Here is a 24563-nt window from a genome sequence, read left to right on the forward strand (position 1 = left end):
GTATAAATTAATCATATTTAAAACAACGACATCATGAATTACGGCTACATCCGCATCAGTACTGACAAGCAAACTACCGAAAATCAAAGGTTTGAAATCGAGAAATTTACGTTAAAAAAAGAATTTCCTATTCATGAGTGGATAGAAGAAACCATTAGTTCCACTAAGAAATTGGAGGTAAGGAAATTTGGTGCACTCTTAAACAAAATGCAGAAAGGCGATATTTTAGTGGTATCAGAACTTTCCAGAATGGGACGGAATCTGATGCAGATTATGAAAATACTCCATGATTGTATGGAGAAGGACATCATGGTTTATACCGTAAAGGAAAGATACGAATTAGGTAATAATATTAATTCGAAAGTATTGGCTTTTGCTTTTGGATTATCAGCTGAGATTGAAAGAAACTTAATCTCTCAAAGGACAAAAGAGGCGTTGGCAAGGAGGAAAGCTGAAGGTCAAATATTGGGAAGGCCAAAAGGAAGCCGTTCTCAGATCAGGAAATTAACGGGTAAAGAAGAGGAGATTAAAAAATTGAGAGAGAAAAATATTTCTTTCAGTGCTATTGGCAGGATATTAGGAGTGCATCGTTTCACTGTCTCTACTTTTATTAAAGAACAGCAATAGTGATAAAAGAAGGGATAACAAATTACATTTGCTATCCCTTTTTTGATTTACTTCTTACCTTTTGAATCATTACGATTACTTCTAATGTGTTCTTTAACGGTTACTGTTTTACCACCAACTTGCTTTTCGTATTCCTCAACTCTGTTAAATTTTCGTCCTTTAGAATCTTGTGCCATAACTTCATACCTCCTTTCCACTTTTAAGTTTAATAATTAAATTATATGTAACAAAAATACAACTTATACGTTTAATATTTGTAGATGTGGAAAACTTGTGATACGTTTGTAGAAATGATGGATTTAAGTCATGTTTAATGGGGTTTAGTTGATGAGTAATTGTTAATAATTCAGTTAGATTTATTATTATTGCTTTTGATTATTCCCTATAAAGTTTAAATTTTGTCCACAGTATCAGATGTAGCGCAGTTCCTCAATGATTTTAAAGTTAAATACAGCGTGTTTGATATTTTATTTAGAGACCATAGGAAGAAAAATACAGAAGCCCTTTTAGCACTAGATATTATACCGCTTAAAAGAAAAGAGATCATTGAAACTATTGAAGTCCAGGATTATTCAGAAGGCCCCCTTGATGATACACTTTATGGTGTAGCAAGTATGTGGGTGTTCGGTAAGAAATTAAATGGCGAAGAGATATATATCAAGATTTCTATGGGAATACCAGATAGCAGCGTGATCTGTATTTCATTTCACACAGCTGAACATAAAATGAAATATCCGCACAAAAAATAAGAATGAAAAGCCCAATAACCGGAAAAGAAATGTTATTACAGCGAGCGTTGGATACCCTGCTGTACAAAAAAGAAAAGTTTCATGTTGTTTACCATTATTATTTATGTAAAGACAGTGGAGAGCAGTTTACAGATGATCAACTGGATACACTGAATATCACTCAGGTTTACAATCAGTACCGTGAAAAGTATAGAATCCCATTCCCCGAGGAGATGAAACAGATCAGGGAAAAATATGGGGTTTCTGCTTTTAAAATGTCTGAGATATTAGGTTTAGGAGCGAATACCTATCGCTTATATGAAAACGGCGAGATGCCGTCCGTCTCCAACGGAAGGTTGATTTTATCGGTAAAGGAACCGTCAGAATTTATAAAGCAAGTGGAGGCGAGTGAACACCTGTTGACGGCAAAAGAAAGTGATAAATATATTACCGTGGCGAAAGAAGTGCAAAAAAGAGAAACAGTAAATATCTGGAATATGATCTTTAATGAACAGATATTTTATCATCAAGAGCCTAATGAATTTACTGGATATAAATTACCGGAATTAAATAAAATTTCAAATCTTATTGCATTTTTCTGCGAAAACACTACCAATCTTTACAAGACCAAACTCAACAAACTGTTGTTCTATGCAGATTTCCTTAATTTCAAAAATACTGGCTATTCTATTACCGGGATGTCTTACAAGGCAATTCCTTACGGACCTGTTCCTTCAGAGTATGAAAGACTTTATATCAGATTAAGTGATGATCAACAGATCTCCATACAGCCAAAATACTTTAACGATTTTTGTGCAGAAGAATTTAAAGCATTAAGCAATTTTAAGGAAAACGTTTTTAGCAAGGAGGAGATTGAAGTAATTTGGAAAGTGGTGAATAGCCTTGGTAAGCTAGGGACTAAAAAAGTGGTTGATATTAGCCATGAAGAAAAAGCTTGGACTGAAAATCAAGCGGATAAGAACTTCATTAGCTACCAGAAATATGCGTTTGATGTTATTGGGATTATTATGGATTAAAAAGTAAAATCAAATAGTGAATTTTTATCCAGCATTTTTTTAAAGCAGAATAGAATATTTCTTGATATTACTTAAACTGCTAAAAATGTAGTGGTGAAGGATCGATCGAATAAATTAAATAGATCAGCAACTCGTTAATTGCGAAGCGCAAGAGTGGAAGATAATTTAGCTTAAATTAAGTCGATCTATTCTTTGTAAATGCCCTTCTAATGGAACTTTTGCCAGTTACTTTGAAATCAAAAATCTTATTATTAGTTAGTTATAATCTGAAATATATAATTATTGATATAAAAAAAATATCTCGTTTTATATAATAAATATTCAAGATGTCAAAAACAAGAAAACCTGTTGCTTATAAACTGAAAACAATTCTTCAAAAAGAGATTAATTCTTTATGTCCCTTTTGTTCGGATGATAATGTCGACCATTTTGAAATTCATCATATTAATGAAAATCCGTCAGAAAATAATATTGAAAATTTATTAATGTTGTGTCCGCTATGCCATTCTAAAATCACGAAAGGGGACTTAACATATAATGACGTATTAGCCGCTAAAAGATATTTGGCAATTAGAAATCAAAACTCCAATAAAATCCAATCAATTAATAAATTAATAATTGGAGGAGATGTTTCCAACTCTACAATTGCTAATTCGCTATCAGCTAACACTATTATATACAAGGGTAAAACCAAACCAAAAATGGAATATGCTGACGGTTCAATAGGAAAGATTGCTGAGTCTAAGAACTACATTAGTTATCTGATAAAAAGATACAATGAATTTAAACTTAATGAAGTTGGAAAAGAAAAAATGAATTATAAAGCCATCTACAGTTCTATAATTAAAGAATTTAGAGCCAGCGCATATCAAATACCACTCTCTCAAATTGAAATATTATCCAATTACTTAAAGAAGAGAATTGATAACACAAGATTAGGTAGGATTAATCAAGGAAAAGGGATAAAAAACTATTCTAGTTTTGAAGATGTTTACTAATTGGAGTTCATGTTAACTAATGTTGAATTTAAAGATTTAGGTTCCAAAGGCTTAGAAAAGGTTTTAAGGATCCAGTACTTGTATAAATACGTAAATCTTTCTGATGCACTTGATTATATTCTTAAAGAAAATACCTTAAAATTTTCTGATCCCGTAGATTTCAATGACCCATTTGATTGTAGTGAGCACCTTATAAAGATTAAAATTGATAAGGATTCTGAAAGGATTTTTTTTGATGAAGCATGCCTGAAACATAATATTCCCAGAAGATATAGAAGAAAGCAAATTAAAAAATTAGGTAAAACAGAAACCTATACTGATGCACTAAAAATTAAGAAAAGAGATTTTAGAGTAAGTTGTTTTTCTGAAATACCAGACGAAGTTTTGATGTGGTCTCATTATGCAGATAAGCATAAGGGGGTTTGTATTAAATTTGAATTAGATATAATGAAGAAAGATTATATAATATATCCGGTTAATTACATTTCAGAAATTCAAGAAATTGACGGGAATGCAAATACACCTTATGTGTTTTATTATCTAGTAACTACAAAAGCAGCTAGATGGAATTATGAAAAGGAAATTAGAGCAATAACGAAAACTGGAAATGCTATTATACCATTCTCAAAAGAATCAATCAAAGAAGTAATATTTGGATGTAATGTGAAAGAGAGCGAGATTAAAAAATCAGTTGAAAATATTTATAGAATGGGATATAAAAATATTAGATTTAGCAAAATGGAATTAGACCCAAATCTTTTAGGATTGAAAAGGAAAATTATTTAAGTTCCGAAATTGATTTTGATTTATCTCCCATCAGTTTTTTAAATAAGTTATCGTCACTAATTATTATCGTATCAAGATTGTTCTTCATGTAGATCAAATGCGTAAGGTCAACAAAGTCATTTTTTGCAGGGCTTCCTCCATTGACAATTAGAGTAATACAATATTTTGAAAAAAAGGAAACATAAGTTTTAACTAACCCATTATAAGAATTATAGACATCTTCAAGAGAAAAATCTTCTATTTTACTGAAATTTAAAATCATTTTAGATAAAGCATTTATTGTCATTGATGAGTTAAGCTCAGGAAATTGATCAAAAAAATCCCCCAATTTTTTAGTTGAATTTAAGTTGAACTCCTTATTATCGATAATAACAGCATTATTATAAGAGTCTATTGATATAGTTTGCCTCATTGCTTTTGCTCCCAAATTAGATGAAAAAATAAACCTTTTGGACATTTCATTATCAATATTCTTAAAGTATTCATGGCCTAGCCTATGATTATATTGATCTGATTTAATATAATAATCGTAGCTTTCAGATTCAATTAAAGACTTAACTAACACTAACAATAGGTCAATTCTTTCCTCAATAAATTCATAATCAGTAAATATGTCAAAACTATTAAATATGATTTCATCTGGCATAGCAAAATCAATAGTAATCTTGCTTTCAAAAACTAAATTTAAAATAGCTTTTCTTTTTCTATAGGATGAATCATCCTTTATCCCAGATACAAGTTCAATAATGGATAGTACTGAAGTGTAGCAATTTTTTATTGTATCTACAGATATATTCTTAATATTGTATAAAGCATTTGTTTCAAGATAATAATAATACATTTTTTGATATTTAATTAAACTTTAAGAAGAATTCTAAAATAAAAACAAAATTCAAATCTTATAAGTATTTTCATGAAGATTTAAATGAATTGCCACTTAGGGATAATGTTGAATTTCTACTTACAAGCCTTTTAATCTCATTCACATATATTTTTCTATGAGTAAATTGATATTTTATTTTATGAAATCAATACAACTCATCTACATCTTCCTCATACTCGCCGGCATTCTAGTAACTTACAACTCCGTCCAAAAAATAAAATCAATTTATAAAAAGAATATTACACCAATTGTTGCAAAACCAATAAAACGGATGTAATAAATATATCTTAGATAAAAATTGGTATTTTTCCCTTACAATGTTTTGATTTCAATTACAAAGCTCATATAATTTCAGCAGGTAGTATGCTGCTATTTATTTTGTACTTCAATTTGAATAATGTCGAAGATCAAACAAGGATCTATTTGACATACCAATGCTATCTTAAAAATATGTTTAACTGTAAATTTCTCAGGATTATCTAATTTATCTAAATAGCTGTTGTACTGTAGACCAAGGAGTTTTGCGATTTTAGTTGGTGACTGTTCCTTTAATAGAGCCATCTTTCTTACATGACCAGCTTCAAACAAAGATTTTATAGCTAGAAAATCACCATCACGAATATCTTCATTAAATTTATATGTCCAGTTAGCCATCAAAATGCTTTTCTTAAAGCTCAATAATTAACTACTTAATTACCTTTATTATTTATTATTAATAAACTATAATTTATCATTTATAAATATTATATTTGATTTTAGGTATTAAATACAAGAGTCTCGACTGCAAATTCTGACAATTGCTAAATCGGAGAGACGATAGGTTTAATGCCCATAATAGAATTTTGCATACTTTTGTATGGCATTATGGGCTTCCTATTGTTATCGTTCCGATGGTCGTCAGAAGCCTGCAGTCCGATATTTTGGAGCCCGCTATAGTGTTCCTACAAATGTCATTGTGACTCGTAAATCTGTACGAGCAATGAAAAACATTAACCAAAATCAAAAAAGTTCCTTATCCATTTTAAAATGGATGTACCATTGGTGCAATGGGCAAAAACAATTATTTTCTTTAAAAATCTGCGCACCAGAATAACCTCTCGGATGGGGAGCGGTTTATTTTTAGTTAAATAGTGTGAATGCTGCTCCCTTTCTTTTATTCCTTTTAATTTCTTTCTCATCCTTAAAAAAAGAATCTCTCGCTTTTAATGGGATTGTTATGCCCATTTTTTTGGGTATCGGATGGAAGAATTAAAGTTTGTAGGAGAAGCGAAAACACTATACTTCTATAAATTAATCCTAAACAGTACAACATGAAATTCAACATACCTATTCTTACCCGCTTATGGGAAATCTATCAGGAAAGGCAACAATATCGCAAGCAGGTGCAACATCGCCTATTAAGGAGAAGAAAAATAACTCAAGAAAAAACATTAGAAAGTGGCCAATGGACAGATCGATTCTTAAAATTTAGTGTTTCAAAAAGATTTTGGTTGCTTTCCGTATTACTGATTTCTTTTGTTTTGGTACAGCAGGGTAATGCCCAAGTTACGCCTTTACAGATTGGGGATAAAATCCCTGCATCGGTTTTGGAGCACACTTTTAATATCATAAACAATCCTAACGGAAATGAAACCGTTCGCTTAAAAGACATAAAAGGTAAACTACTCATCCTGGATTTTTGGGCAACTTGGTGCAGCAGCTGTATCAAGAAGTTTCCCGATTTAGAGCGGTTAAAAACCCAATTCGGGGATTCTTTATCCATCCTGCTCGTGAATGAAAGGAGCGCAAGGGATAGCCCTGAGAAAGCAGCCAGGTTTTTAAAGAAAGGGAATTTAACGACCGGTAAAAGTTTTCAGCTCAGCTCTATCATCGAGGATAGTATCCTACGTGATTACTTTCCTCACAATAGCATTCCCCATCAGGTTTGGATTGCTGATGGTAAGGTCTTAGCCATTACGGAGGCCAGTCAGGTGAATGCCATCCAGATAAAAAACTACCTATCAAATAAAGAATTGAACGTATTTACCAAACTTTATATTGATAAAACCAAGCCTTTGTTTAGCGATGATATTTTACCAAAGGATAACCTGACCTATTATGGGATTTTATTAAAAGGCAAAATAGATGGTTTAGGTGGAGGAAGCAGGTATAGAAAACAAGGGGATGTTATAATTGGGAGAAGCCTTTATAACCAAACATTAATAGATATATGCTACATTATCGGGCAAGAGCTCATTCCTAATTTCACTCCTCAGCATCTTAAAATAGAAGGTTCTGAAAAGGAGCTATTGAGACCAGTAGATGATGCTATACTGGAAGCATGGAACCGTAAGAATTTCTACAGCCTTGAAGTCATCGTTCCGGCAACCGATGCAATATCATTATATCCCAATATGCTCCAGGTTATCAATACCAGCAGCCCATACTCCCTAGTATTAAAAGACAGCGTCAGGACATGCTACACTTTGGTGAAAAGGGGAACGGGTAGTTTTAAAACTAAAGGAGGAGAGGCTATCAACACATTATTTGATACAGAAAAGCCTGAGCTGATCAATTCACCTATGTCTTATTTTATCAATAGGGTAAGCACCAAAAAATTTATTGAATATCCAATTTTGGATGAAACAGGATACTTAGGAAATGTGGATTTATCATTTCCAAGCGACCCCAATAACTTACAGGAATTAATAGCCGTCTTGCAAAAACAGGGATTGGATTTAGTTACCGTCCAAAGGAAAATCTCTAGTCTTTATTTAACCTTAAAACCTATCAAATGATGAAATATATATATACTTTATTATTCTTAATCGTATTTATCGGTTACAAGCCTGTTCTGGCGCAAGACCAGATAAGGGGAACAATTTTTTCTTCAGAGGATCAAATTCCGTTAGCAGGGGCAACCATAAAATTAAAGAGAAACGGGAATGGCACCAACAGTTCCGCAGATGGGACATTCACACTGGCTGGTTTTGTTTCGCCAGATACCTTACTGATAACTTATACAGGTTACTTACCTATTGATATACCTTTGAATAACCGGTCTAGCTTAAATGATTTAAGGATAGAACTTCAAAGAGATCAATATGCCTTACAAGAGGTGGTGGTTTCTACCGGATACGAACAAACCCCAAAGGAGCGTTCAACGGGTTCATTTACCCAGATTAGTAAAAGTCGGTTGAACGAGCAGGTGGGTACCAATATATTGGATCGTTTAGAAAGTATCAGTAGTGGATTAACGGTAGACCGCACTACGGATGAAGGTGGTAAAATCAGTATCAGGGGATTAAGTACCATAAGGGGACCCAGAGATCCTTTAATCGTGGTCGATAATTTTCCTTATGAGGGTGATATCAATAACATCAACCCAAATGATGTGGAGAGCATTACTTTATTAAAAGATGCCGCAGCAGCTTCTATTTGGGGAACAAGGGCTGGTAATGGGGTGATTGTCATCACCACAAAAAAAGGGAACTATCAACAAAAGGTACAGGTAGATTTGAATATAAACTCTACTCTAACGGGGATGCCCAACCTTGATTTGTTATCGCAGATGAATAGTGCAGATTATATAGCTGTTGAGCGATTTCTATACGAAAAGGGATATTATGAAAATACCGTCAATTCTTTGAGTAGGCCGGTAGTATCACCTGTAGTAGAACTTTTACTAAAAAACAGCAATGGGCAGTTAAGTGATGATGACTTGAATAAACAATTGTCTGTACTAGGAACTCAAGACGTGAGGAACGACCTAAGGCAATATAATTATCAGCAAGGGTTAAACCAGCAATATGCCCTAAGCTTAAAGGGCGGACAAACTAAAAGTGCTTGGTTTCTTTCTGGAGGGTATGACCATAACAAAGGAAATACGGACGCTAATTTTGAACGCTATAATTTGCGCTACAGGCAAAGTATAAAACCAATTACTGCATTAGAAATAGAATTGGGCTTAAACTATACCCAAACCAATAATAGTAATGGAAAATTGGATTATGCCGGTATAACCAATGATGGGAGTATCATTTATCCTTATACAAAACTAGCAGATGAAAATGGGAATTATCTGCCCATAGTGAAAAGCTTTAGACAAAGTTTTTTAAATACACTAAACAACCCCGCATTATATAATTGGGATTATGTGCCATTAGAGGATCAAAACTTGATTCATAACCAATCCAAACTTCAGGATGTTACCGCAAATGTTGGATTGAGGTATCATATTTTTAAGGGTTTATCTGCAGACCTGAAATATCAATATCAACGACAAAATACAAATGGTTTAAATATACAACAAGAAGAAAGTTATGGAGCCAGGTCATTGATCAATCAATTTACACAATTAGGCACAAACGGACAGTTTACCTATATCGTCCCAAGGGGAGGAATAAGGAATGAACAACAGGCATTAATAGAATCCATTCAGGGTAGGGCGCAACTGAATTATCAACAAATATGGGGTAAAAATGAGGTAGTTGCCCTGATTGGAACAGAAGTTAGAAAAACGGTAAGCAGTTCATCTTCAAATAGATTATATGGTTATAATGATGATTTATTGACCTTTGGAGAAGTAGACTATACCAAAACTTATCCTACATTAATTGGTGGTGGAGCAGCATTTATAGAAGATAATGTGGGCTTAAGCCAACGCGAAAATAGATTTGTTTCTTTGTTTACCAATGCTTCCTATACTTATGACCAACGCTATACTTTGTCTATTAGTGGCAGGAGGGATGCATCCAACCTTTTCGGGGTAAAGACTAATGATAAATGGAACCCACTTGGATCAGTCGGTTTAGGATGGAATATATCTAATGAGGCATTTTATGATTGGAAGGCATTACCTTATTTAAAGTTGCGAAGTTCTTATGGACTAAGTGGAAATGTAGATTTAGGACAGGCCGCTGTCACCACCATTAGCTTTGGGAGTAACTCCCCTTATACTGGTACGCCAAGAGGTTTCTTTGACCAATATGCCAATCCAGAGTTAAGATGGGAAACCGCAAAGATATGGAACATTGGGATTGATTTCAGCACCAAGGGCAACAGATTGAGCGGAAGCTTGGAATACTTCAGAAAGGTAGGGGATAATTTATTTGGGCTATCTCCAATTGATTACACCAGTGGGATAGGCTTTACCGTAGTAAAGAATGTTGCAAGTATGAAAGGTAATGGGATTGACCTAACCTTGAATGCAAAAATAATCGATAAAAAGTTTAAATGGGAAAGCCAGGCTAATTACAGCACCTATAAAGATAAGGTAACAGATTATTATCTGGAATCTTTAAATGGCGCATCATTTACCTCTCCCCAGGCATTAATATCTGGGATAGTTGGTAAGCCGGTTTATAGTATTTATTCTTTTAGATCAGCAGGACTAGACCCACTGACCGGAGACCCAAGAGGTTTTTTGAATGGTGAGATCAGCAAGGATTATAATGCCCTATATCAGAATGCTAAACTGGAAGACCTCGTTTATGAAGGTAGTGCCCTACCAACATTTTTTGGTTCTTTAGGGAATACCTTTAGCTTTCAAAACTTTTCCCTTACAGCTAGATTGGCCTATAAATTCGGTTATTATTTTAAAAGGGAAAGTATTTCCTATACCAGCTTATTTGATAGAGGGCTGGGTAATCCTGATTATAGCAAAAGATGGCAAAAAGCAGGAGATGAAAATTCGACAACTGTTCCTTCCTTGGTATATCCTGCAAACTCTTTAAGGGATGCTTTTTATGAAGGGTCAGAATCGCTTACTGAAAAAGGAGACCATATCCGTCTACAATATATTACCGCGACCTATAATGTTCCTAAAACGGTTTTAAATAAATGGAAACTTTCTAACCTGCAAGTTTATGTAAATGTCAATCAATTAGGTCTATTATGGCGGGCGAATAAATCGGGTATTGACCCGGATTATGAATATAGTAGGTCAACCATTCCTCCGGCAAAGACCATTGCATTTGGTTTAAGAGCGGGCTTTTAATTATGATACTTAAAAAAACAGAAATGAAAAATAACTTAAGAAATAGAATTTGCTTTTATACTGCAGCGATGATCATAATGGGCTTCTTGGGCTGCAAAGATTTTTTAGATGCCAAGCCAGATAAAAAATTGGTGATACCCACTCAGTTGAAAGATTATCAAGCACTTTTGGATAATTATCCAGTAATCAATAATAGCGACCCTGGCTCTGGGGAAATAAGTTCGGATGATTATTATTTAACGGATATAGACTACAATGCTTTGTCTCAGGATTATTTTAAACGAATGCATATTTGGGAAAAAGAGGGTCTTTTCAATGAAACTACCAATGACTGGTCCCAAACTTATAGACCAGTATACGTAGCCAACACCATTCTACAAGCATTAGAGGAAAACAACGAAAATCTAAAAAATAGTATAAACTATAACGATATAAAAGGCCAGGCTCTTTTTGTAAGGGCAAGAAGTTTTTATCAAATCGTAGGTTTGTGGGGGAAAGCTTATGATGATAAGACAGCTAATTCTGATTTAGGAATCGTTCTCAGACTCAATGATGATTTTAATGAAAAGAGCAAAAGGTCCAGCTTAATGGAAAGCTATCAGCAGATCTTAAATGATTTACAATCTTCTATTTCATTATTACCTTCAGCAGTAGTAAGCCCAATTAGGCCGAATAAAGCTGCTGCCTATGGTTTAACTGCTAGATTATATCTGAGTATGAGGATTTATGACAAAGCAAGATTATATGCCGATTCTTGTCTGCAATTAAATAATGTATTACTAGATTTCAATACCTTAAGTAAAACTGCTACTTATCCCTTTGCTAAATTCAACAAGGAAGTGATATATGAAAGTATGATCCCCGTACCAGCACCAATAAATAATTCGAGGGCCAAATTATCCTTAAACTTATATAATAGTTATGAGACCAATGATTTGAGAAAGACACTCTTTTATCGTCCTAATGGAGACGGCAGCCATCGTTTCAAGGGAAGCTATGAAGCCGGTGCAAACTTGTTTTCTGGTATTGCAACAGATGAAATATATCTGATAAGGGCAGAATGTGCCATTAGGGCTAATGATTTGGCTTCAGGTCTAAAGGATCTTAACGACTTGTTAAAAACGAGATATTCAAAGGTGAATGGGACAACAACCTATGTCGATTTTCAAACGACAGACCAAAAAGCAGCATTGAGCAAAGTTTTATTGGAAAGAAGAAAAGAACTTTTGATGAGGGGTTTGAGATGGCTGGATGTAAAACGTTTAAATAAAGAGGGAGCAGGGATAAATCTACTTAGAAATGTAAATGGAATCAGCTATTCCCTACCCGCAAATGACAATAGGTTTGCTTTAGAGATTCCACAAAGCTTATTAAAGATTACTTCAATTGAGCAAAATCCAAGGTAAATAAAGATGATTGATAAAGAGGGAGTTTACCTCCCTCTTCAATGAATAAACACTACCTAATCTTTAGTAGCAGATGCTTGGGACAAAATTTGTGACTCTGTCCTCGCATTTAACCAGGTTTGTAAATTGCCATCTACCTCAATAATACAAGGCAATGCTGAACCTGAACAATCAGGCTCAGGGTCATTTACCTCAAGCATGGTATAATTTACTGCTGATTTTGATTGGGAAGATGAGGTTCCGTCAAAAACGTATCTGATAGCAGTACCTTGAGTTTTTACAGCTTTAAAAGCTGAGAATCCGAATGCAAGTGTGAAACCTAATAACAAGGTAAAAACACGTAATAAATTTACTTTTTTCATGATGTTTATTTTTTAAAATTAAACAGAATATTAAAGGGTTCTGCTTTCCCTCGTTACCCTATCCTGGAGACTTAAAGAGTAATGAATTTATGTGGTGTGGAGTGAAAGTCTTTCACTCCAAAATCAGCTCAGGGTACTTTTCCAAGCAGCCTCCTTTCCAGTTTAAGTTGATGGGATAAACAAAAGAGCGATAGGATTAGAAAAAAACTATTGAAGATCAGGTGTTGTGTCCATGATAAACTGCTGATAATGCCTCCGCAAGAGCATGGAATTCTTGAAAAAAAATGGGAAACTGTGAGGATAATATAGATTGTGAAAATAGTAAGCAAAAAACCAGAACCTGCAAAACCCAGCCATAATGTTTTATTCATCAATAATAATATGACGATCAGCAATTCTACAATTGGAATAGCATAACTCAATAGATCCGCCATCCAAATTGGAAATATTTGGTTGTGCATCTGCTGTATGTTAAGGTCAAAATCTAGTATTTTAGCAAGTGCAGCATAGGTCCACATTAAGATCAATAATGTATGACTGATCAAATAAATATGACGTCCTCTTATTTTCATTATATCATGTTTTATGTATTGAATTTACCTCCATTCATTTGGCTATGGAATTTTATTTGATGAATATCTCCTAACTATTGACCAAATGCCTTTAGATATTGATGAGTTTTTTTAGCCAATAATCTGCTTCAATTAGCTTAGGAGCTTGAAGAATCGCATTTTTGATGAGCATGTAGTTTTGAGAACTGCCCGATTGGGTATCGATGATTTTCAGCAGGATTTGAATAAACTGTGGGATAATAAAACTTTTCAAGAAGCCATCTATATTGCAAGTCCAGCATTAATGGAATTCGCCAAAAAATATAATTTTAATTTTGCTGAATTTCCTCCTAAACTAAAGCTCAGCATCTGGAAGTACGCAAACAGGATGTGTAATAGAAGTACTCCTTTCGGTAAATTTACAGGAATGGGCATCGGTATATGGGATTCGGTATCAGAGACAATCATTAATGAGGAAGCTTTCCAAAGCATATATCTAGCTGTAGAGGAAAAGCTTTCCGGTTGCCATTCTTATCCCAATTTGTTGAGCTATTCATTTGGAAAGGGGACCCGTTACTATCAAAGTAATTTATCAAAAGGGAAAAATATTTGGAAAATACAAGAATTGGAAGAACTTGATTTAAGTGAATTAAGTAAATGGTTCAAAAATGATTCCTGCCAATTTGCAAAAGAAACAGGCATATCAAATAGGTCAATATCTGAATTGGAAGAAGAACTTATAAATATTGGTTTTTTGGTCAATTCTAAAGTGAATAGATCCTTTATTAAAAAATCTAAACACGTTGATTTTAATCATACTCAACATTTATCCCATAACATTTATAATAGTCCTTTTAAGATAGATACTAAACTGAAAAAAGATTTGGATCTTGCACTTGATGCCTTGACTTTTTTAAGAAGGGATGCTCCAATAGATTCCTATCAAGATTTCAAAAATGGTTTTAAGCAGCGGTTCGAGTATAGTTCAGTGCCTATCTTAGAAGCGATTGACCCTGACCTTGGAATAGCTTATCTGCCTAACAAGAAATTTTCCTTGCATTCTAATTGGTCTGAGGAACATGCTTTCCTGATGGAGAAATTGTTGAACCATAATTCTGATAAAGCCAGTTTTATGCAAATTGCTCCCTCTGAAATAAAATCCTTGTTGGTTTCCAGCGATCAAAAGAGAAGTAATGGTCTGTCTGTTTTATTCTGTGCTTTTAATGATTCGGTATATGTAAAGCAGGTCATAAATTCTGCAATCCCTCTGATTGGAAGGATGACCATTTATGACGATAATATAGTAGAATTAGCAAAATCTTTAGCAACAAAAGAAGATGAGTTTGAAACCGGATGTATTCATGCTGACATCATTTATTACGGAGAAGAATTGATGTATAAAGTTGGTATGACGATGCCATTGAGAAATCACCAACTTTTAATAAGCCCAATCGATCAGGATTTACCCCACAAATTGGACTGGGGCGACCTTTATCTTAAAATGAAAGGGGAGGAGCTAGTGCTTTTTTCTAAAAGTCTTAAAAAACGGGTAATACCGCATTTGAACTCGGCATATAATTATCAGAGGGATGAATTGCCTTTGTTCAGATTATTATGCGATCTACAGTCAGAGGGTAATAAAAACCAACATGGATTTCATTTAAAAAATTATTTTCCAAATCTATCTTATTATCCTGAAGTGAGAATCGAAAATGCTATTATTCAACTGTCTTTATGGATAATACCCAAAGATGTCTTATTGAGGATAAATTCTACCCAGGATTTTAAATTGAAGTTGAGTTGCTTTAAAGATTATGCCGATAAGGCAAAATTACCAACTAAATTTCTTTTAAGGAGGTTTGATCAAGGTCTAGTTTTTGACCGTAATCATGAGGAAGAGTTAGAATTTTTTTTCAAAGAAATAAAATATTTAACCAAAGTTGAGATGGAGGATTTTCCTTGGGATAAATACGGTTCAAAATTTAAGAGTGAAGATGGAAAAATGTATGTCCATGAGCTTATCGCTTTCTGTTTTGACGAAAAGGTTAAAAATATTAAGGATACGAATCTTGAGGAATTTTCATCACCAGCATTGGTTACCGATAATGATTGGATCACATTTAATGTTTACACCCAAACGGATCAGCAAGATAGATTTATCATGGATTTTGTATCCCGCAAAATCAATAAATTAGAAATTGATGAATGGTTTTTTATACGCTATCGTGATGAAAGTGGAGATCATCTGAGAATAAGGTTCAGATCCAGGGATGTTCAATATCAGATTAGTTTTTTTATGATTGGAATCTGTAAGCTGCCTTACGTCAGAAATATCTCCTTGTGTGATTACAAATCAGAGATGTATAGATATCGGTTCTTGGGAATGAAATCTACTCATGAACTATTTTGTAGTTCTTCCTTTGATTTTCTAAACGATTATATTTTTCTGGATAACGATCAAAAAATCATCATTATTCTATCTCAATGGATATTTCTCCTAAAGGATTTTTCCACTGAATTTTTGAAATTGATAACCCCATCCCTATTTGATTTTTTAAAAAATAATTCAAATTTCAAGAATCAATGGGATTTATGGTTCAGGACAAATAAGAAAAGTATTCTTGTTGATCATCAATCCAGTTTTACAGTCCTTCTGAACAATAAAATTAAATTAAAACCGAATGGACTTGAGAAGCTACAATATCTTCAATCCATGCTTCACATGCAGATGAATCGCTGTTTTCAGGAAAATCAAAATGAAATAGAGATGCAACTTTATTATCTATTACCAAAAGCCATCATTTTTCTTAAATATAAATTATAATTGGGTTCTTAATTGCTGGAAAAGATTGTTTATTTTACTTTTATATAAAGGGGACAACTTTAACACTTTCCCCGTTTCCAGTTCTATTTTTCTTAGGGTAAGATTTTTCACCTTTTTCATATTTACGATATAAAACCGATTAATCTGAAGAAATTGATGGTCAGGTAATTGTGCCAAGATGGATTTTAAACTTTGATGGATGGTAATTTTTTGGTCTGAAGTAAAAACATTAATATAGTTTTCCATGGACTCCAAATAATAAATGTCTGAATAATAAATCTTCTTTAAGTTTTTATTAATATTCAAATAAATGAAATCTTCTTCCTGGTTTTGAAGGACTGGAGCATGGAATTTTTTAGTGACCTTAGTAATGCTTTTATAAAAACGTTTTTGGTCATAAGGCTTGACCAAATAATCAATGGCGTCTAAATCGTAGGCCTTATAAGCAAATTCAGTATGCCCGGTACTAAATACTACTGCAGTATGGCTTGGAAACATTTCTGCTAGATCTAATCCATTGATAGTTGGCAGGCCTATATCTAGTATTATTAATGCTTTTTCTGGAAATCCAGGGATCTGCTCTATTAATTTAGTGGGATCATCACTTGTAAATACAACTTCTATATAACTTAATGGCTGTAAGTACTCTTCAATTATCTCAATAGATCTGGGATCGTCATCTATAATGTAGCAGCTAATCATAATTATATATTTAGGTAAAACTTTTGGTAAAATCTCGATCTGTAACTATAGCTTTTGTAGCTATGGTTATCTGGATAAAAGAATGAGAGTCTTTTTAGAAGATTGTCAATTCCTATACCATTACCATTATGAATCTTGTTTTTGATCTTATTTGAAATGTATATTCTGAGTTTATGATCATTAATTTTTATCATCAACTTAGCCGGTTTATTTGTATCCTTTAAGTCGCCATGCTGAAAAATGTTCTCTATCAAGGTTGGTAATAACATGGGGACGATTAATTTATCTTCAATCTCAGATTCAATATAAATGAAGCTAACATTTAACGCATATTCCTTTTCTAGACTTCTTAACGCCAGATAGCTTTTGATATAATCCAATTCTTTTTCTAAATAAATTTTATGTTCCTGGTTGGCTGGACATAGGTTATATTTCATCATTTCGGCCAGTTCCAGGATATGACCTGCTTCCTTTGGTGTTCTTTTTCTTAGCTGATGATAAATAATATGTAATGTGTTTAAAAGGAAGTGGGGATTGATGATCGATTTTAACCTACCCAACTGTTCCGATAGGTTGATGGCTTTTAAACTTTCATTATCTAAAGTTTTTTGGTGTAGTTCCTCCTTTTGAAAAGTTATTATCCTCAGCTTTTTTATTCTGCTATTCATGTACCAGTAGGAAGTACTTAGTAATAGAATAAAACTAAACCTGTAAGTTGAGGCCATAATAAATAAGATTGAGCTTGGTGTTTTAATAATTGTGATTACACCAAGCCTCATCAATAAAAAATAGATTAGCCAATTAATAGCATAGCTCAATAGAAGTTCCATTAAGATTAAAATGAAATTAATGTATAAACCTTTTTTAAATTTTCTTAACGCAATCTCTGAATGAAAGTAGAAAAGAAGAATGTAGAATATATAATGTAGGATATAATCCCAAATACTTCCCCACCTTCCTGATAAAATACCTGCAAGTGGTATTTCATAGGTAATTAAAGCGGCCCAAAATATCACATGGAATTTTAGCTGCTTTTGAATTTTGAAAATAATTTGGTCACTAGATATTTGCATTCTGTCAACATAAAAGATAAACTAATGGAATAACTTTCTTTTAATCGAGAGGCTGACATAGATTGAAATCTAAATTAGTTAAAATTATGATAAATCAATCAAAAAAAGGTTTCACTATCAAGGTAAGGGAGCGAATTCAGTACAATCAACATCAAAACGTTTCTAATGTTAAACCACTAACCGATCCCACTGTGGTCATTAGCACAACAGTCACTTATCTAGGGGGCTTTTAATTTTTTATTTGTGGATAGTTTGGGTGTTACAACCTGTACTATCCATTTTTTTTAATTCTATTAAAACAGCCTATGAATAAATTCTGACGTCTTTTTACTTGCAGGGTATACCTTTTTATATAAGGGGGTAAGTGAATATTACCAAATGGCAATTTTATGATAGATAAGACCTTTGAAAATTTAAGCAAAAACCTGAATATTGAATTAGCCAATATTGAAAAGCAGATTTCATCACCAAGGAAAAAATTATCAACCTCGTTAAAAATCATTAAAAAATGTTTAAGGCAATTAAAAATAGACGTTTTAGCCGAAGGATTCAAGAATGAAGAAGAGGAGATTTATTTTTTTAAAAAAGTAAAGCCATACTTCTATGCAAAATGGATATATGTTTTTGAAATACATCTTTTAGAGATGAACCAACCTAAGGGAACTTCAGAGATGTTGAAAAATTACTTTGAAGGCGAACTCCAACTCATCAATAGGTACTTTAAACAGAATGCTTATTTCTATCATTACTTTAAATCTGGTGCCCAGGAATTGGATAATTATTGTTTTTTACGGAACGCGGATATGGAAGCAATTGCCATTCCTGAGATGCCAGAATCGGAACAGGAGTTCGCCACCGCATGTGATCCTTTATTTGCAAAATTTATAGCATATGAGGATTTGCAAAATCATCTCTTATATTTATTAAATCCTAAAGAAATTCAAGAGAATCCTTCTCTAGAAAAGGTTATTCAAAAGACATTAATAGATTTGTCAGTTGACCAGTTAGGATTGATTACCAGGGCAGCAGATGACGCCCGTTTAATCCTTGGCAAATCCTTCAGTAAAATCTGTAAAGATTTAGCCCCATATATTGCTACTCCCGAAAAGAACCATATATCTTCTAATAGTCTACGAAGCAATGCTTACCTGGCTGAAAACTCAGATAAGAGTAACGTCATCAAAACCCTGGAAAAGATGATCAACTTTATCAAAGGTTATTAATCCTTTTAACTATTAAAATAATTTCCATCATTTTAATACTGACCGGTATCATCTTGAGGTTTGTGATCAGGAAAAGAAAATTTCGTAGGACGGGCTTCACAGGGGTAGAGATATTCAAATCTTATGAATTTGCGCTGTATACAAGATTTTTAGAAAACATTGGATTTTGAATGGGAACTTTAATGATGATTGGAGGGGCAATATATTTGATCACCAACTGGTAAATAATACCCGCTGTTTTCAAAACAGCGGGTTCTTTCCTGTTCTAATTTTTCATCAACTTGGCTAATCGTTCATCTAATTCAAACAGATTTGCTTTCTCTAAACAATTCTTCAACATTTCCTGAAGTTCATGACTGCTTTCTGTTCCAGCAATAGTTGCAAATTCAGAGGATTGAGCTCCAGAGTCAGTTAGACCTTTTTGAATAATCTGGCTCAATAATAAAATTGATTTTCGCGAAATACGAAGATCAACTTTAACACTTTCTTTCATTCCCGGACTACACAACAAAGTTTCATACAATTGGGTCATTTCTATATTTTTCATAAGGTATGTTTTAGATGAATACAAAGTTCAGAAAAACAGTTTAAATAATCCGCTCTAAAATATGGAGTGGATACTATCATTCTCAATTAAAGATATATCATCTCTATCCACTCTAAAAAATGGAGAGGTTCGTTTTGCAGATTCACCAAACCCTAATTTTGTATCACAGGATAACCTATCTGAAACAAAAAAACAATTAGCAACATGAACTGTGAACAAGCAAATGAAATGGATTTGGTAAATTACCTAACGCAACTTGGTCATGTCCCCAAAAAAATCAGGGGAAAAAACCATTGGTATCTATCCCCGCTTAGGAAAGAATCCACCGCATCATTTAAAGTGAACCAAAAGTTGAACGCATGGTACGACCATGGAATAGGAGAGGGCGGGAGCTTAGTCGATTTTGGGATCAAGTATTTTGGATGTACAGTTCCTGATTTTCTGGAGAAACTAGATCTATCAGATTTTTCCGTTCCAAAGCATCTTAACACTATCGATGACCATCATACTGAAACAGAAAGTAAACTCCAAATAGAATCCGTAAAACCTCTGGTCTCAAGAAACCTGATTCAATACCTGGAACGCAGAGGTATTGATATTAGAGTTGCTAAAAAATACTGCAACGAAGTTGCATATTCTTTCGGGGATAAAAGCTACGTAGCAATTGGCTTTAAAAACGATCAGGGTGGTTATGAGATAAGAGATCCATTTTATAAATACAGTAGCTCACCCAAAGCGGTCAGCACCTTTATCAATAATTCAAAAGAGATCGCGGTGTTCGAGGGATTCATGGACTGCCTCAGCTATCTGAGCCTCCAAAAAATCAATCAAATAAATACCGATTTTCTCGTACTCAACGGTGCAGGGTTATTTGAAAAATCAAGAGCATTCTTAGAGACTTATGAGAGAATAAGCCTGTTTTTGGATAGGGACGCTACCGGTCAAAAACTAACCGAGCAAGCTTTAAAATCATATGATAAATATGAGGATAAAAGCGGTCTTTATGAACCCTATAAAGATCTGAACGAATGGTTGATGTTGACCAAGGCCTCAAAGAATAAAAAAAGCAAACTTAGTTTATAACAGAATTTGTAAATCAGGGAAGTTTGCCCCGTTCCTGCAAACGGCAAGATGTACGTTTGTATCACAACCGGTTTTTTTTAAGCACCCTAACTCCGAAGTCGTGGGTGCTGGAAGCATATAAAATTAAGAAAGGAAGAAAATGGAAATCGAAAAGAAACAGACTAGAAATCATTGGTTACACCTTAGGTTATCTGAAGTTGAGAAAATACAAATCCATAAAGCTTTTTTAAAAACCACACAGAGAAGAATGAGTGATTATGGCCGGAAGATTTTATTGGGAGAACCCATGATAGCAAGCTATAGAAATGCTTCCATGGATGAGCTAATGAACGAACTGATTAAACTTAGAAAAGACCTTAATGGACTGGCAAATAACTTTAACCAAACGGTACATAAACTCCACACTTTAGATCATGAATCTTCAATACAGTCACTCATGAATCATTACGAAATCCAAAGAGAAAGACTGTTTAACAAAGTAGAAGAAATGAGATTAATGATGAATAAAATTGGTTCAGAATGGTTGCGATCATAAAATATGGCAAGTCACTTTCCCGGATATTTAACTACAATGAAAGCAAGGTTAAAAGTGAAGTTGCCAAATGTATTTTGGCTTTAAACTACCCAATGGATACCGAAGATTTGTCGATTACACATAAGCTTAACCGTTTATTAAATCAGGCAAAACTAAATGAGAACTTAAAAAATAACAGTATGCATATTTCTCTAAACTTTGCCAAGGATGAATGCTTAGATGATGATAAACTTAAATCAATTGCAGAAGAATATATGGAAGCAATTGGCTTTGGAGAACAACCTTTTTTGGTCTATAAACACAATGATGCAGCGCATCCCCACATACATATTGTAAGTACGATCGTAAAAGCCGACGGTTCTAGAATTGATATTCATAACATAGGAAAAAACAAAAGTGAACCCGCCCGAATGGCTATTGAAAAGAAATACAATTTGGTGGAAGCATCAAAGCAAAAAAGGAATGAAAATACCATAAAGGCAATAGACATTATTAGTGAAAGCAAGACCAAACTAGAGACCAAGAATGCCATATCAAAAGTGTTGAATGCAGTATTGAACACCTATAATTATACTTCGATTCCCGAACTAAACGCAGTGCTGAAAAACTATAATATTACCGCAGATAGAGGAAAAGAAAGTTCAAGGGTTTATCAAAAAAATGGACTTTACTACCGTTTATTAGATGCAGACGGAAACAAAATAGCAACTCCGATTAAAGCCAGTTTGTTCTATCAAAACCCGGGATTAAAATTCTTAGAAAAACGCTTTTTACTGAATGAGAAATCAAGAAAGCCTCATAGATACAAACTAAAGAATAAGCTTGACACATTGTTAAATACCAACATAAGATCAATAAACGAGCTAAAGGAAAAACTCGAAAAAGAAAAAATACAACTGATATGCCGGACAAACCCTGAGGGAATTATTTACGGATTAACCTATATCGATCATGAAAATAAGTATGTCTTTAATGGTAGCGAATTAGGTAAAGCTTACAGTGCCAAAGCCATACAAGAGCGGTTTAAAATTCATCAAAGGTATAGCTCAAAGGAAACAAATGGCGCCTCATCAGAAAGAAACGATTACTCGAAAACAAATGATTTTCTACCATCAAATCATTTCCAAAACACTTTTTTAGAAGTACTGCTACAAGCAGAAAATACCTATGAACAACTGCCTTACCAACTCAAGAAAACTCGAAAAAAGAAAAGGAAAAGGAACCACAATTCACATCTATAAAATTCAAAGAGAACTATGCAAACAGGAGAAAACGAACAAGCTTTACGAAAAATAGCGGATATGAGCCGCTTCATTGCCATCACAATATTGATGCTCCATTTCTATTTTTATTGTTATGGAGCCTTCGTAGAATGGAAGTTAACCATTCCTTTCACTGATCAGATCATGGGGAATATAAGTAATACCGGATTGTTCGTTAAATTCAATTATTCCAAGTATTGGGCATTGCTACTTTTGATCATATCCTTGATGGGAGTGAAGGGTAAGAAAGATGATAAATTATACTATAAAGCAGGATTTGCTTATTTAATCACAGGATTAATTTTATATTTTTTCAGCAATCTTTTATGGAATTCATCTCATATATCCCATGTATCTGCCATTCTATACATGGCTATGACAACTGCGGGTTTTTTGTTGATTATCAGTGGTTCTACTCTTATTACCAGAGTGATAAAATCAAGATTGGAGGGAGATATTTTTAATGCAGACCAAGAGACTTTTCCTCAGGAAGAACGTCTTCTGGAGAATGAATATTCCATCAACTTACCTGCTAAATATCTTTTAAAAGGAAAACTTCGCAAAAGTTGGATCAACATCATCAACCCTTTTCGGGGGAATTTGGTCATGGGGACACCCGGCTCAGGGAAAAGTTATTTTGTAATTCGCCATGTCATTACCCAGCACATACAGAAAGGCTTTTCCATGTTTGTTTATGATTTCAAGCTACCAGATCTGTCCATTATCGTCTATAATACCTGGCTAAAATATAAACATCTCTATAAAATAGAACCAAAGTTTTATGTCATTAATTTTGATGACCTCAACCGTACGCATCGATGCAATCCACTAGACCCATCCTTGATGACAGACGTTACAGATGCAGCTGAATCGGCAAGGACAATTTTGATTGGATTGAACAGGGAATGGATAAAAAAACAGGGTGATTTCTTTATCGAATCAGCAATAAACTTTGTAACTGCTATTATATGGTTTCTAAAGAAATATGAAGATGGAAAGTTTTGTACCCTACCACATGTAATAGAATTGATGCAGGTGGATTATGAGAAACTTTTTACCTTATTACAGCAAGTAAAAGAAGTTGAGGTACTGATAAATCCATTTATAAACGCATATAAGAATGAGGCCATGGAACAACTTGAAGGACAGATTGCTTCTGCAAAAGTAGCCATGGCTAGGTTGTCGTCACCACAATTATACTACGTTCTTTCTGGTAACGATTTCAGTTTGGATATTAATGATCCAGTGAAACCAAAGTTGGTTTGTATGGGAAACAATCCGCAGAAAATTCAGATATACGGAGCTGTTTTATCATTATACGTCAACCGTCTGGTAAAGCTGGTTAACCAAAAAAATAAGCTCAAAAGTAGCTTGATATTTGATGAATTTCCGACCATTTATCTAAATGGAATTGACAGTTTGATAGCTACCGCAAGGAGTAATAAGGTGAGTACTACATTAGGAATACAGGATCTGAGTCAGTTAAGAAAAGATTACGGCAGAGAGCAAGCGGATGTAATTATGGGTATTGTTGGAAATGTAATTTCTGGTCAGGTGACTGGCGATACCGCTAAGCAACTTTCAGACAGAGTGGGTAGAATTATGCAGGATAGGGAGAGCATTTCTATCAACAGTGGAGATACTTCAATAAGTAAATCAAAACAGTTAGAAGCGGCAGTTCCTGCGTCAAAAATATCCTCTCTAAGTTCAGGTCAGTTTGTAGGTATGGTCGCCGATGACCCTCAAGAAAGGATTGATTTAAAAGCTTTTCATAATGAAATTTTAAATGACCATGATGCTTTGACAAAAGAAACTGAAGGCTATCAGGAGATACCAGAAATAAGAAAAATTAATCAAGAATTAGTGGAGAAATGTTACCTGAAAATTAGATCTGATATTAAGAATTTGGAAATTTGAAATATTTAATAAAAGAATTTTAAATTTATTTTCTAATTATTT

Annotated in this window: 23 protein-coding genes; 15 read left to right on the forward strand and 8 right to left on the reverse strand. The window is 33.8% G+C overall.

Annotated features, from left to right (window positions below):
• Positions 1-33 precede the first annotated feature (33 nt).
• A complete protein-coding gene (locus A5893_RS02675) occupies positions 34-627 on the forward strand; it encodes a master DNA invertase Mpi family serine-type recombinase (protein WP_068820994.1) in 594 nt (197 codons plus the stop codon).
• A 47-nt stretch (positions 628-674) separates the two neighbouring features.
• Here the strand turns inward: A5893_RS02675 and A5893_RS17610 are convergent, their stop codons facing one another.
• The gene (locus A5893_RS17610; protein ID WP_157687379.1) at positions 675-824 is read right to left on the reverse strand and encodes a hypothetical protein; all 150 of its coding nucleotides are present in this window, start codon (positions 822-824) and stop codon (positions 675-677) included.
• A gap of 201 nt (positions 825-1025) precedes the next feature.
• Between A5893_RS17610 and A5893_RS02680 the strand changes: the two genes are divergently transcribed.
• From A5893_RS02680 to A5893_RS02695, 4 genes are all read left to right on the forward strand, one after another.
• Entirely contained in the window at positions 1026-1376 is a 351-nt protein-coding gene (locus A5893_RS02680) for a toxin (protein WP_082911279.1), read from the forward strand.
• Positions 1377-1378: 2 nt separating this feature from the next.
• Positions 1379-2392, forward strand: coding sequence for a type II toxin-antitoxin system antitoxin SocA domain-containing protein (locus A5893_RS02685; protein ID WP_068820996.1), 1014 nt, complete (start codon positions 1379-1381; stop codon positions 2390-2392).
• 326 nt (positions 2393-2718) lie between these two features.
• Entirely contained in the window at positions 2719-3390 is a 672-nt protein-coding gene (locus A5893_RS02690; RefSeq protein WP_068820997.1) for an HNH endonuclease signature motif containing protein, read from the forward strand.
• Between the two features lie 9 nt (positions 3391-3399).
• On the forward strand, positions 3400-4176 hold the full coding sequence (locus A5893_RS02695) for a DUF2971 domain-containing protein (protein WP_068820998.1): 777 nt from the start codon (positions 3400-3402) through the stop codon (positions 4174-4176).
• On the opposite strand, the gene A5893_RS02700 is transcribed toward A5893_RS02695, so the two are convergent.
• Together A5893_RS02700 and A5893_RS02705 are read right to left on the reverse strand one after the other, a co-directional pair.
• Positions 4169-5017: a hypothetical protein gene (locus A5893_RS02700; protein ID WP_068820999.1), complete on the reverse strand. Its 849-nt coding sequence runs from the start codon at positions 5015-5017 to the stop codon at positions 4169-4171. The two genes, A5893_RS02695 and A5893_RS02700, sit on opposite strands and share 8 nt — an antisense overlap.
• Before the next feature lie 411 nt (positions 5018-5428).
• Positions 5429-5713 (reverse strand): hypothetical protein, encoded by a 285-nt coding sequence (locus A5893_RS02705; RefSeq protein WP_068821000.1) that lies wholly within the window; start codon positions 5711-5713, stop codon positions 5429-5431.
• Positions 5714-6369: 656 nt separating this feature from the next.
• On the opposite strand from A5893_RS02705, the gene A5893_RS02715 reads away from it, so the two are divergent.
• The 3 genes from A5893_RS02715 to A5893_RS02725 are packed head-to-tail and all read left to right on the forward strand — an operon-like array spanning position 6370 to position 12442.
• Positions 6370-7836 (forward strand): TlpA family protein disulfide reductase, encoded by a 1467-nt coding sequence (locus A5893_RS02715; protein WP_068821002.1) that lies wholly within the window; start codon positions 6370-6372, stop codon positions 7834-7836.
• Complete coding sequence (locus tag A5893_RS02720; RefSeq protein ID WP_068821003.1) at positions 7833-11036, forward strand: SusC/RagA family TonB-linked outer membrane protein; 3204 nt, start codon at positions 7833-7835, stop codon at positions 11034-11036. The genes A5893_RS02715 and A5893_RS02720 overlap by 4 nt, the downstream gene beginning before the upstream one ends.
• Positions 11037-11059: 23 nt before the next feature.
• Positions 11060-12442 carry a RagB/SusD family nutrient uptake outer membrane protein gene (locus A5893_RS02725; protein ID WP_198342242.1) on the forward strand — a complete coding sequence of 461 codons (1383 nt, stop codon included), beginning with the start codon at positions 11060-11062 and terminating at the stop codon, positions 12440-12442.
• Between the two features lie 56 nt (positions 12443-12498).
• Here A5893_RS02725 and A5893_RS02730 read toward each other — a convergent pair whose 3' ends face one another.
• Together A5893_RS02730 and A5893_RS18270 are read right to left on the reverse strand one after the other, a co-directional pair.
• Entirely contained in the window at positions 12499-12804 is a 306-nt protein-coding gene (locus A5893_RS02730; protein ID WP_068821005.1) for a hypothetical protein, read from the reverse strand.
• 128 nt (positions 12805-12932) lie between these two features.
• Positions 12933-13376, reverse strand: coding sequence for a MauE/DoxX family redox-associated membrane protein (locus A5893_RS18270; protein ID WP_068821006.1), 444 nt, complete (start codon positions 13374-13376; stop codon positions 12933-12935).
• Positions 13377-13521: 145 nt separating this feature from the next.
• Here A5893_RS18270 and A5893_RS02740 point away from each other — a divergent pair, with 145 nt between their 5' ends.
• Positions 13522-16179, forward strand: coding sequence for a thiopeptide-type bacteriocin biosynthesis protein (locus A5893_RS02740; protein ID WP_068821007.1), 2658 nt, complete (start codon positions 13522-13524; stop codon positions 16177-16179).
• Here A5893_RS02740 and A5893_RS02745 read toward each other — a convergent pair.
• On the reverse strand, positions 16174-16881 hold the full coding sequence (locus A5893_RS02745) for a LytR/AlgR family response regulator transcription factor (RefSeq protein ID WP_068821008.1): 708 nt from the start codon (positions 16879-16881) through the stop codon (positions 16174-16176). The genes A5893_RS02740 and A5893_RS02745 overlap by 6 nt on opposite strands.
• A 2-nt stretch (positions 16882-16883) precedes the next feature.
• On the reverse strand, positions 16884-17954 hold the full coding sequence (locus tag A5893_RS02750; RefSeq protein WP_068821009.1) for a sensor histidine kinase: 1071 nt from the start codon (positions 17952-17954) through the stop codon (positions 16884-16886).
• 389 nt (positions 17955-18343) lie between these two features.
• Between A5893_RS02750 and A5893_RS02755 the strand changes: the two genes are divergently transcribed.
• Positions 18344-19177 (forward strand): RteC domain-containing protein, encoded by an 834-nt coding sequence (locus A5893_RS02755; protein WP_068821010.1) that lies wholly within the window; start codon positions 18344-18346, stop codon positions 19175-19177.
• 265 nt (positions 19178-19442) lie between these two features.
• Here A5893_RS02755 and A5893_RS02760 read toward each other — a convergent pair whose 3' ends face one another.
• Positions 19443-19709 (reverse strand): hypothetical protein, encoded by a 267-nt coding sequence (locus tag A5893_RS02760; RefSeq protein WP_198342243.1) that lies wholly within the window; start codon positions 19707-19709, stop codon positions 19443-19445.
• A gap of 76 nt (positions 19710-19785) precedes the next feature.
• Here A5893_RS02760 and A5893_RS17615 point away from each other — a divergent pair, with 76 nt between their 5' ends.
• The 5 genes from A5893_RS17615 to mobC all read left to right on the forward strand — a co-directional run bounded on the left by A5893_RS17615 (position 19786) and on the right by mobC (position 24521).
• Positions 19786-19932, forward strand: coding sequence for a hypothetical protein (locus A5893_RS17615; RefSeq protein WP_157687383.1), 147 nt, complete (start codon positions 19786-19788; stop codon positions 19930-19932).
• On the forward strand, positions 19929-20807 hold the full coding sequence (locus A5893_RS02765; RefSeq protein ID WP_068821012.1) for a toprim domain-containing protein: 879 nt from the start codon (positions 19929-19931) through the stop codon (positions 20805-20807). Before A5893_RS17615 ends, A5893_RS02765 begins: the two co-directional genes overlap by 4 nt.
• 139 nt (positions 20808-20946) lie before the next feature.
• Positions 20947-21342, forward strand: a complete 396-nt coding sequence (locus A5893_RS02770; protein ID WP_068821013.1) for a plasmid mobilization protein — start codon at positions 20947-20949, stop codon at positions 21340-21342.
• A complete protein-coding gene (locus tag A5893_RS02775; protein WP_068821014.1) occupies positions 21327-22583 on the forward strand; it encodes a relaxase/mobilization nuclease domain-containing protein in 1257 nt (418 codons plus the stop codon). Before A5893_RS02770 ends, A5893_RS02775 begins: the two co-directional genes overlap by 16 nt.
• Positions 22584-22598: 15 nt before the next feature.
• Positions 22599-24521, forward strand: a complete 1923-nt coding sequence (gene mobC / locus A5893_RS02780) for a conjugal transfer protein MobC (RefSeq protein ID WP_068821015.1) — start codon at positions 22599-22601, stop codon at positions 24519-24521.
• Positions 24522-24563: the final 42 nt, after the last annotated feature.

This window comes from Pedobacter psychrophilus (genome assembly GCF_001652725.1).
GTDB classification, from domain to species: Bacteria; Bacteroidota; Bacteroidia; order Sphingobacteriales; family Sphingobacteriaceae; genus Pseudopedobacter; species Pseudopedobacter psychrophilus.

Bases quoted from the DNA above. Each gene is read 5' to 3' on its own strand.
- A5893_RS02725 (WP_198342242.1), top strand. From the start codon at position 11,060: ATGAAAAATAACTTAAGAAATAGAATTTGCTTTTATACTGCAGCGATG.
- A5893_RS02755 (WP_068821010.1), top strand. From the start codon at position 18,344: ATGATAGATAAGACCTTTGAAAATTTAAGCAAAAACCTGAATATTGAA.
- A5893_RS02750 (WP_068821009.1), bottom strand. From the start codon at position 17,954: ATGCAAATATCTAGTGACCAAATTATTTTCAAAATTCAAAAGCAGCTA.
- A5893_RS02770 (WP_068821013.1), top strand. From the start codon at position 20,947: ATGGAAATCGAAAAGAAACAGACTAGAAATCATTGGTTACACCTTAGG.
- A5893_RS02695 (WP_068820998.1), top strand. From the start codon at position 3,400: ATGTTAACTAATGTTGAATTTAAAGATTTAGGTTCCAAAGGCTTAGAA.
- A5893_RS02775 (WP_068821014.1), top strand. From the start codon at position 21,327: ATGGTTGCGATCATAAAATATGGCAAGTCACTTTCCCGGATATTTAAC.
- A5893_RS02720 (WP_068821003.1), top strand. From the start codon at position 7,833: ATGATGAAATATATATATACTTTATTATTCTTAATCGTATTTATCGGT.
- A5893_RS02765 (WP_068821012.1), top strand. From the start codon at position 19,929: ATGAACTGTGAACAAGCAAATGAAATGGATTTGGTAAATTACCTAACG.
- A5893_RS02685 (WP_068820996.1), top strand. From the start codon at position 1,379: ATGAAAAGCCCAATAACCGGAAAAGAAATGTTATTACAGCGAGCGTTG.
- A5893_RS02760 (WP_198342243.1), bottom strand. From the start codon at position 19,709: ATGACCCAATTGTATGAAACTTTGTTGTGTAGTCCGGGAATGAAAGAA.
- A5893_RS02715 (WP_068821002.1), top strand. From the start codon at position 6,370: ATGAAATTCAACATACCTATTCTTACCCGCTTATGGGAAATCTATCAG.
- A5893_RS02745 (WP_068821008.1), bottom strand. From the start codon at position 16,881: ATGATTAGCTGCTACATTATAGATGACGATCCCAGATCTATTGAGATA.
- A5893_RS02690 (WP_068820997.1), top strand. From the start codon at position 2,719: ATGTCAAAAACAAGAAAACCTGTTGCTTATAAACTGAAAACAATTCTT.
- mobC (WP_068821015.1), top strand. From the start codon at position 22,599: ATGCAAACAGGAGAAAACGAACAAGCTTTACGAAAAATAGCGGATATG.
- A5893_RS02675 (WP_068820994.1), top strand. From the start codon at position 34: ATGAATTACGGCTACATCCGCATCAGTACTGACAAGCAAACTACCGAA.
- A5893_RS02730 (WP_068821005.1), bottom strand. From the start codon at position 12,804: ATGAAAAAAGTAAATTTATTACGTGTTTTTACCTTGTTATTAGGTTTC.
- A5893_RS17615 (WP_157687383.1), top strand. From the start codon at position 19,786: ATGGAGTGGATACTATCATTCTCAATTAAAGATATATCATCTCTATCC.
- A5893_RS02705 (WP_068821000.1), bottom strand. From the start codon at position 5,713: ATGGCTAACTGGACATATAAATTTAATGAAGATATTCGTGATGGTGAT.
- A5893_RS02700 (WP_068820999.1), bottom strand. From the start codon at position 5,017: ATGTATTATTATTATCTTGAAACAAATGCTTTATACAATATTAAGAAT.
- A5893_RS18270 (WP_068821006.1), bottom strand. From the start codon at position 13,376: ATGAAAATAAGAGGACGTCATATTTATTTGATCAGTCATACATTATTG.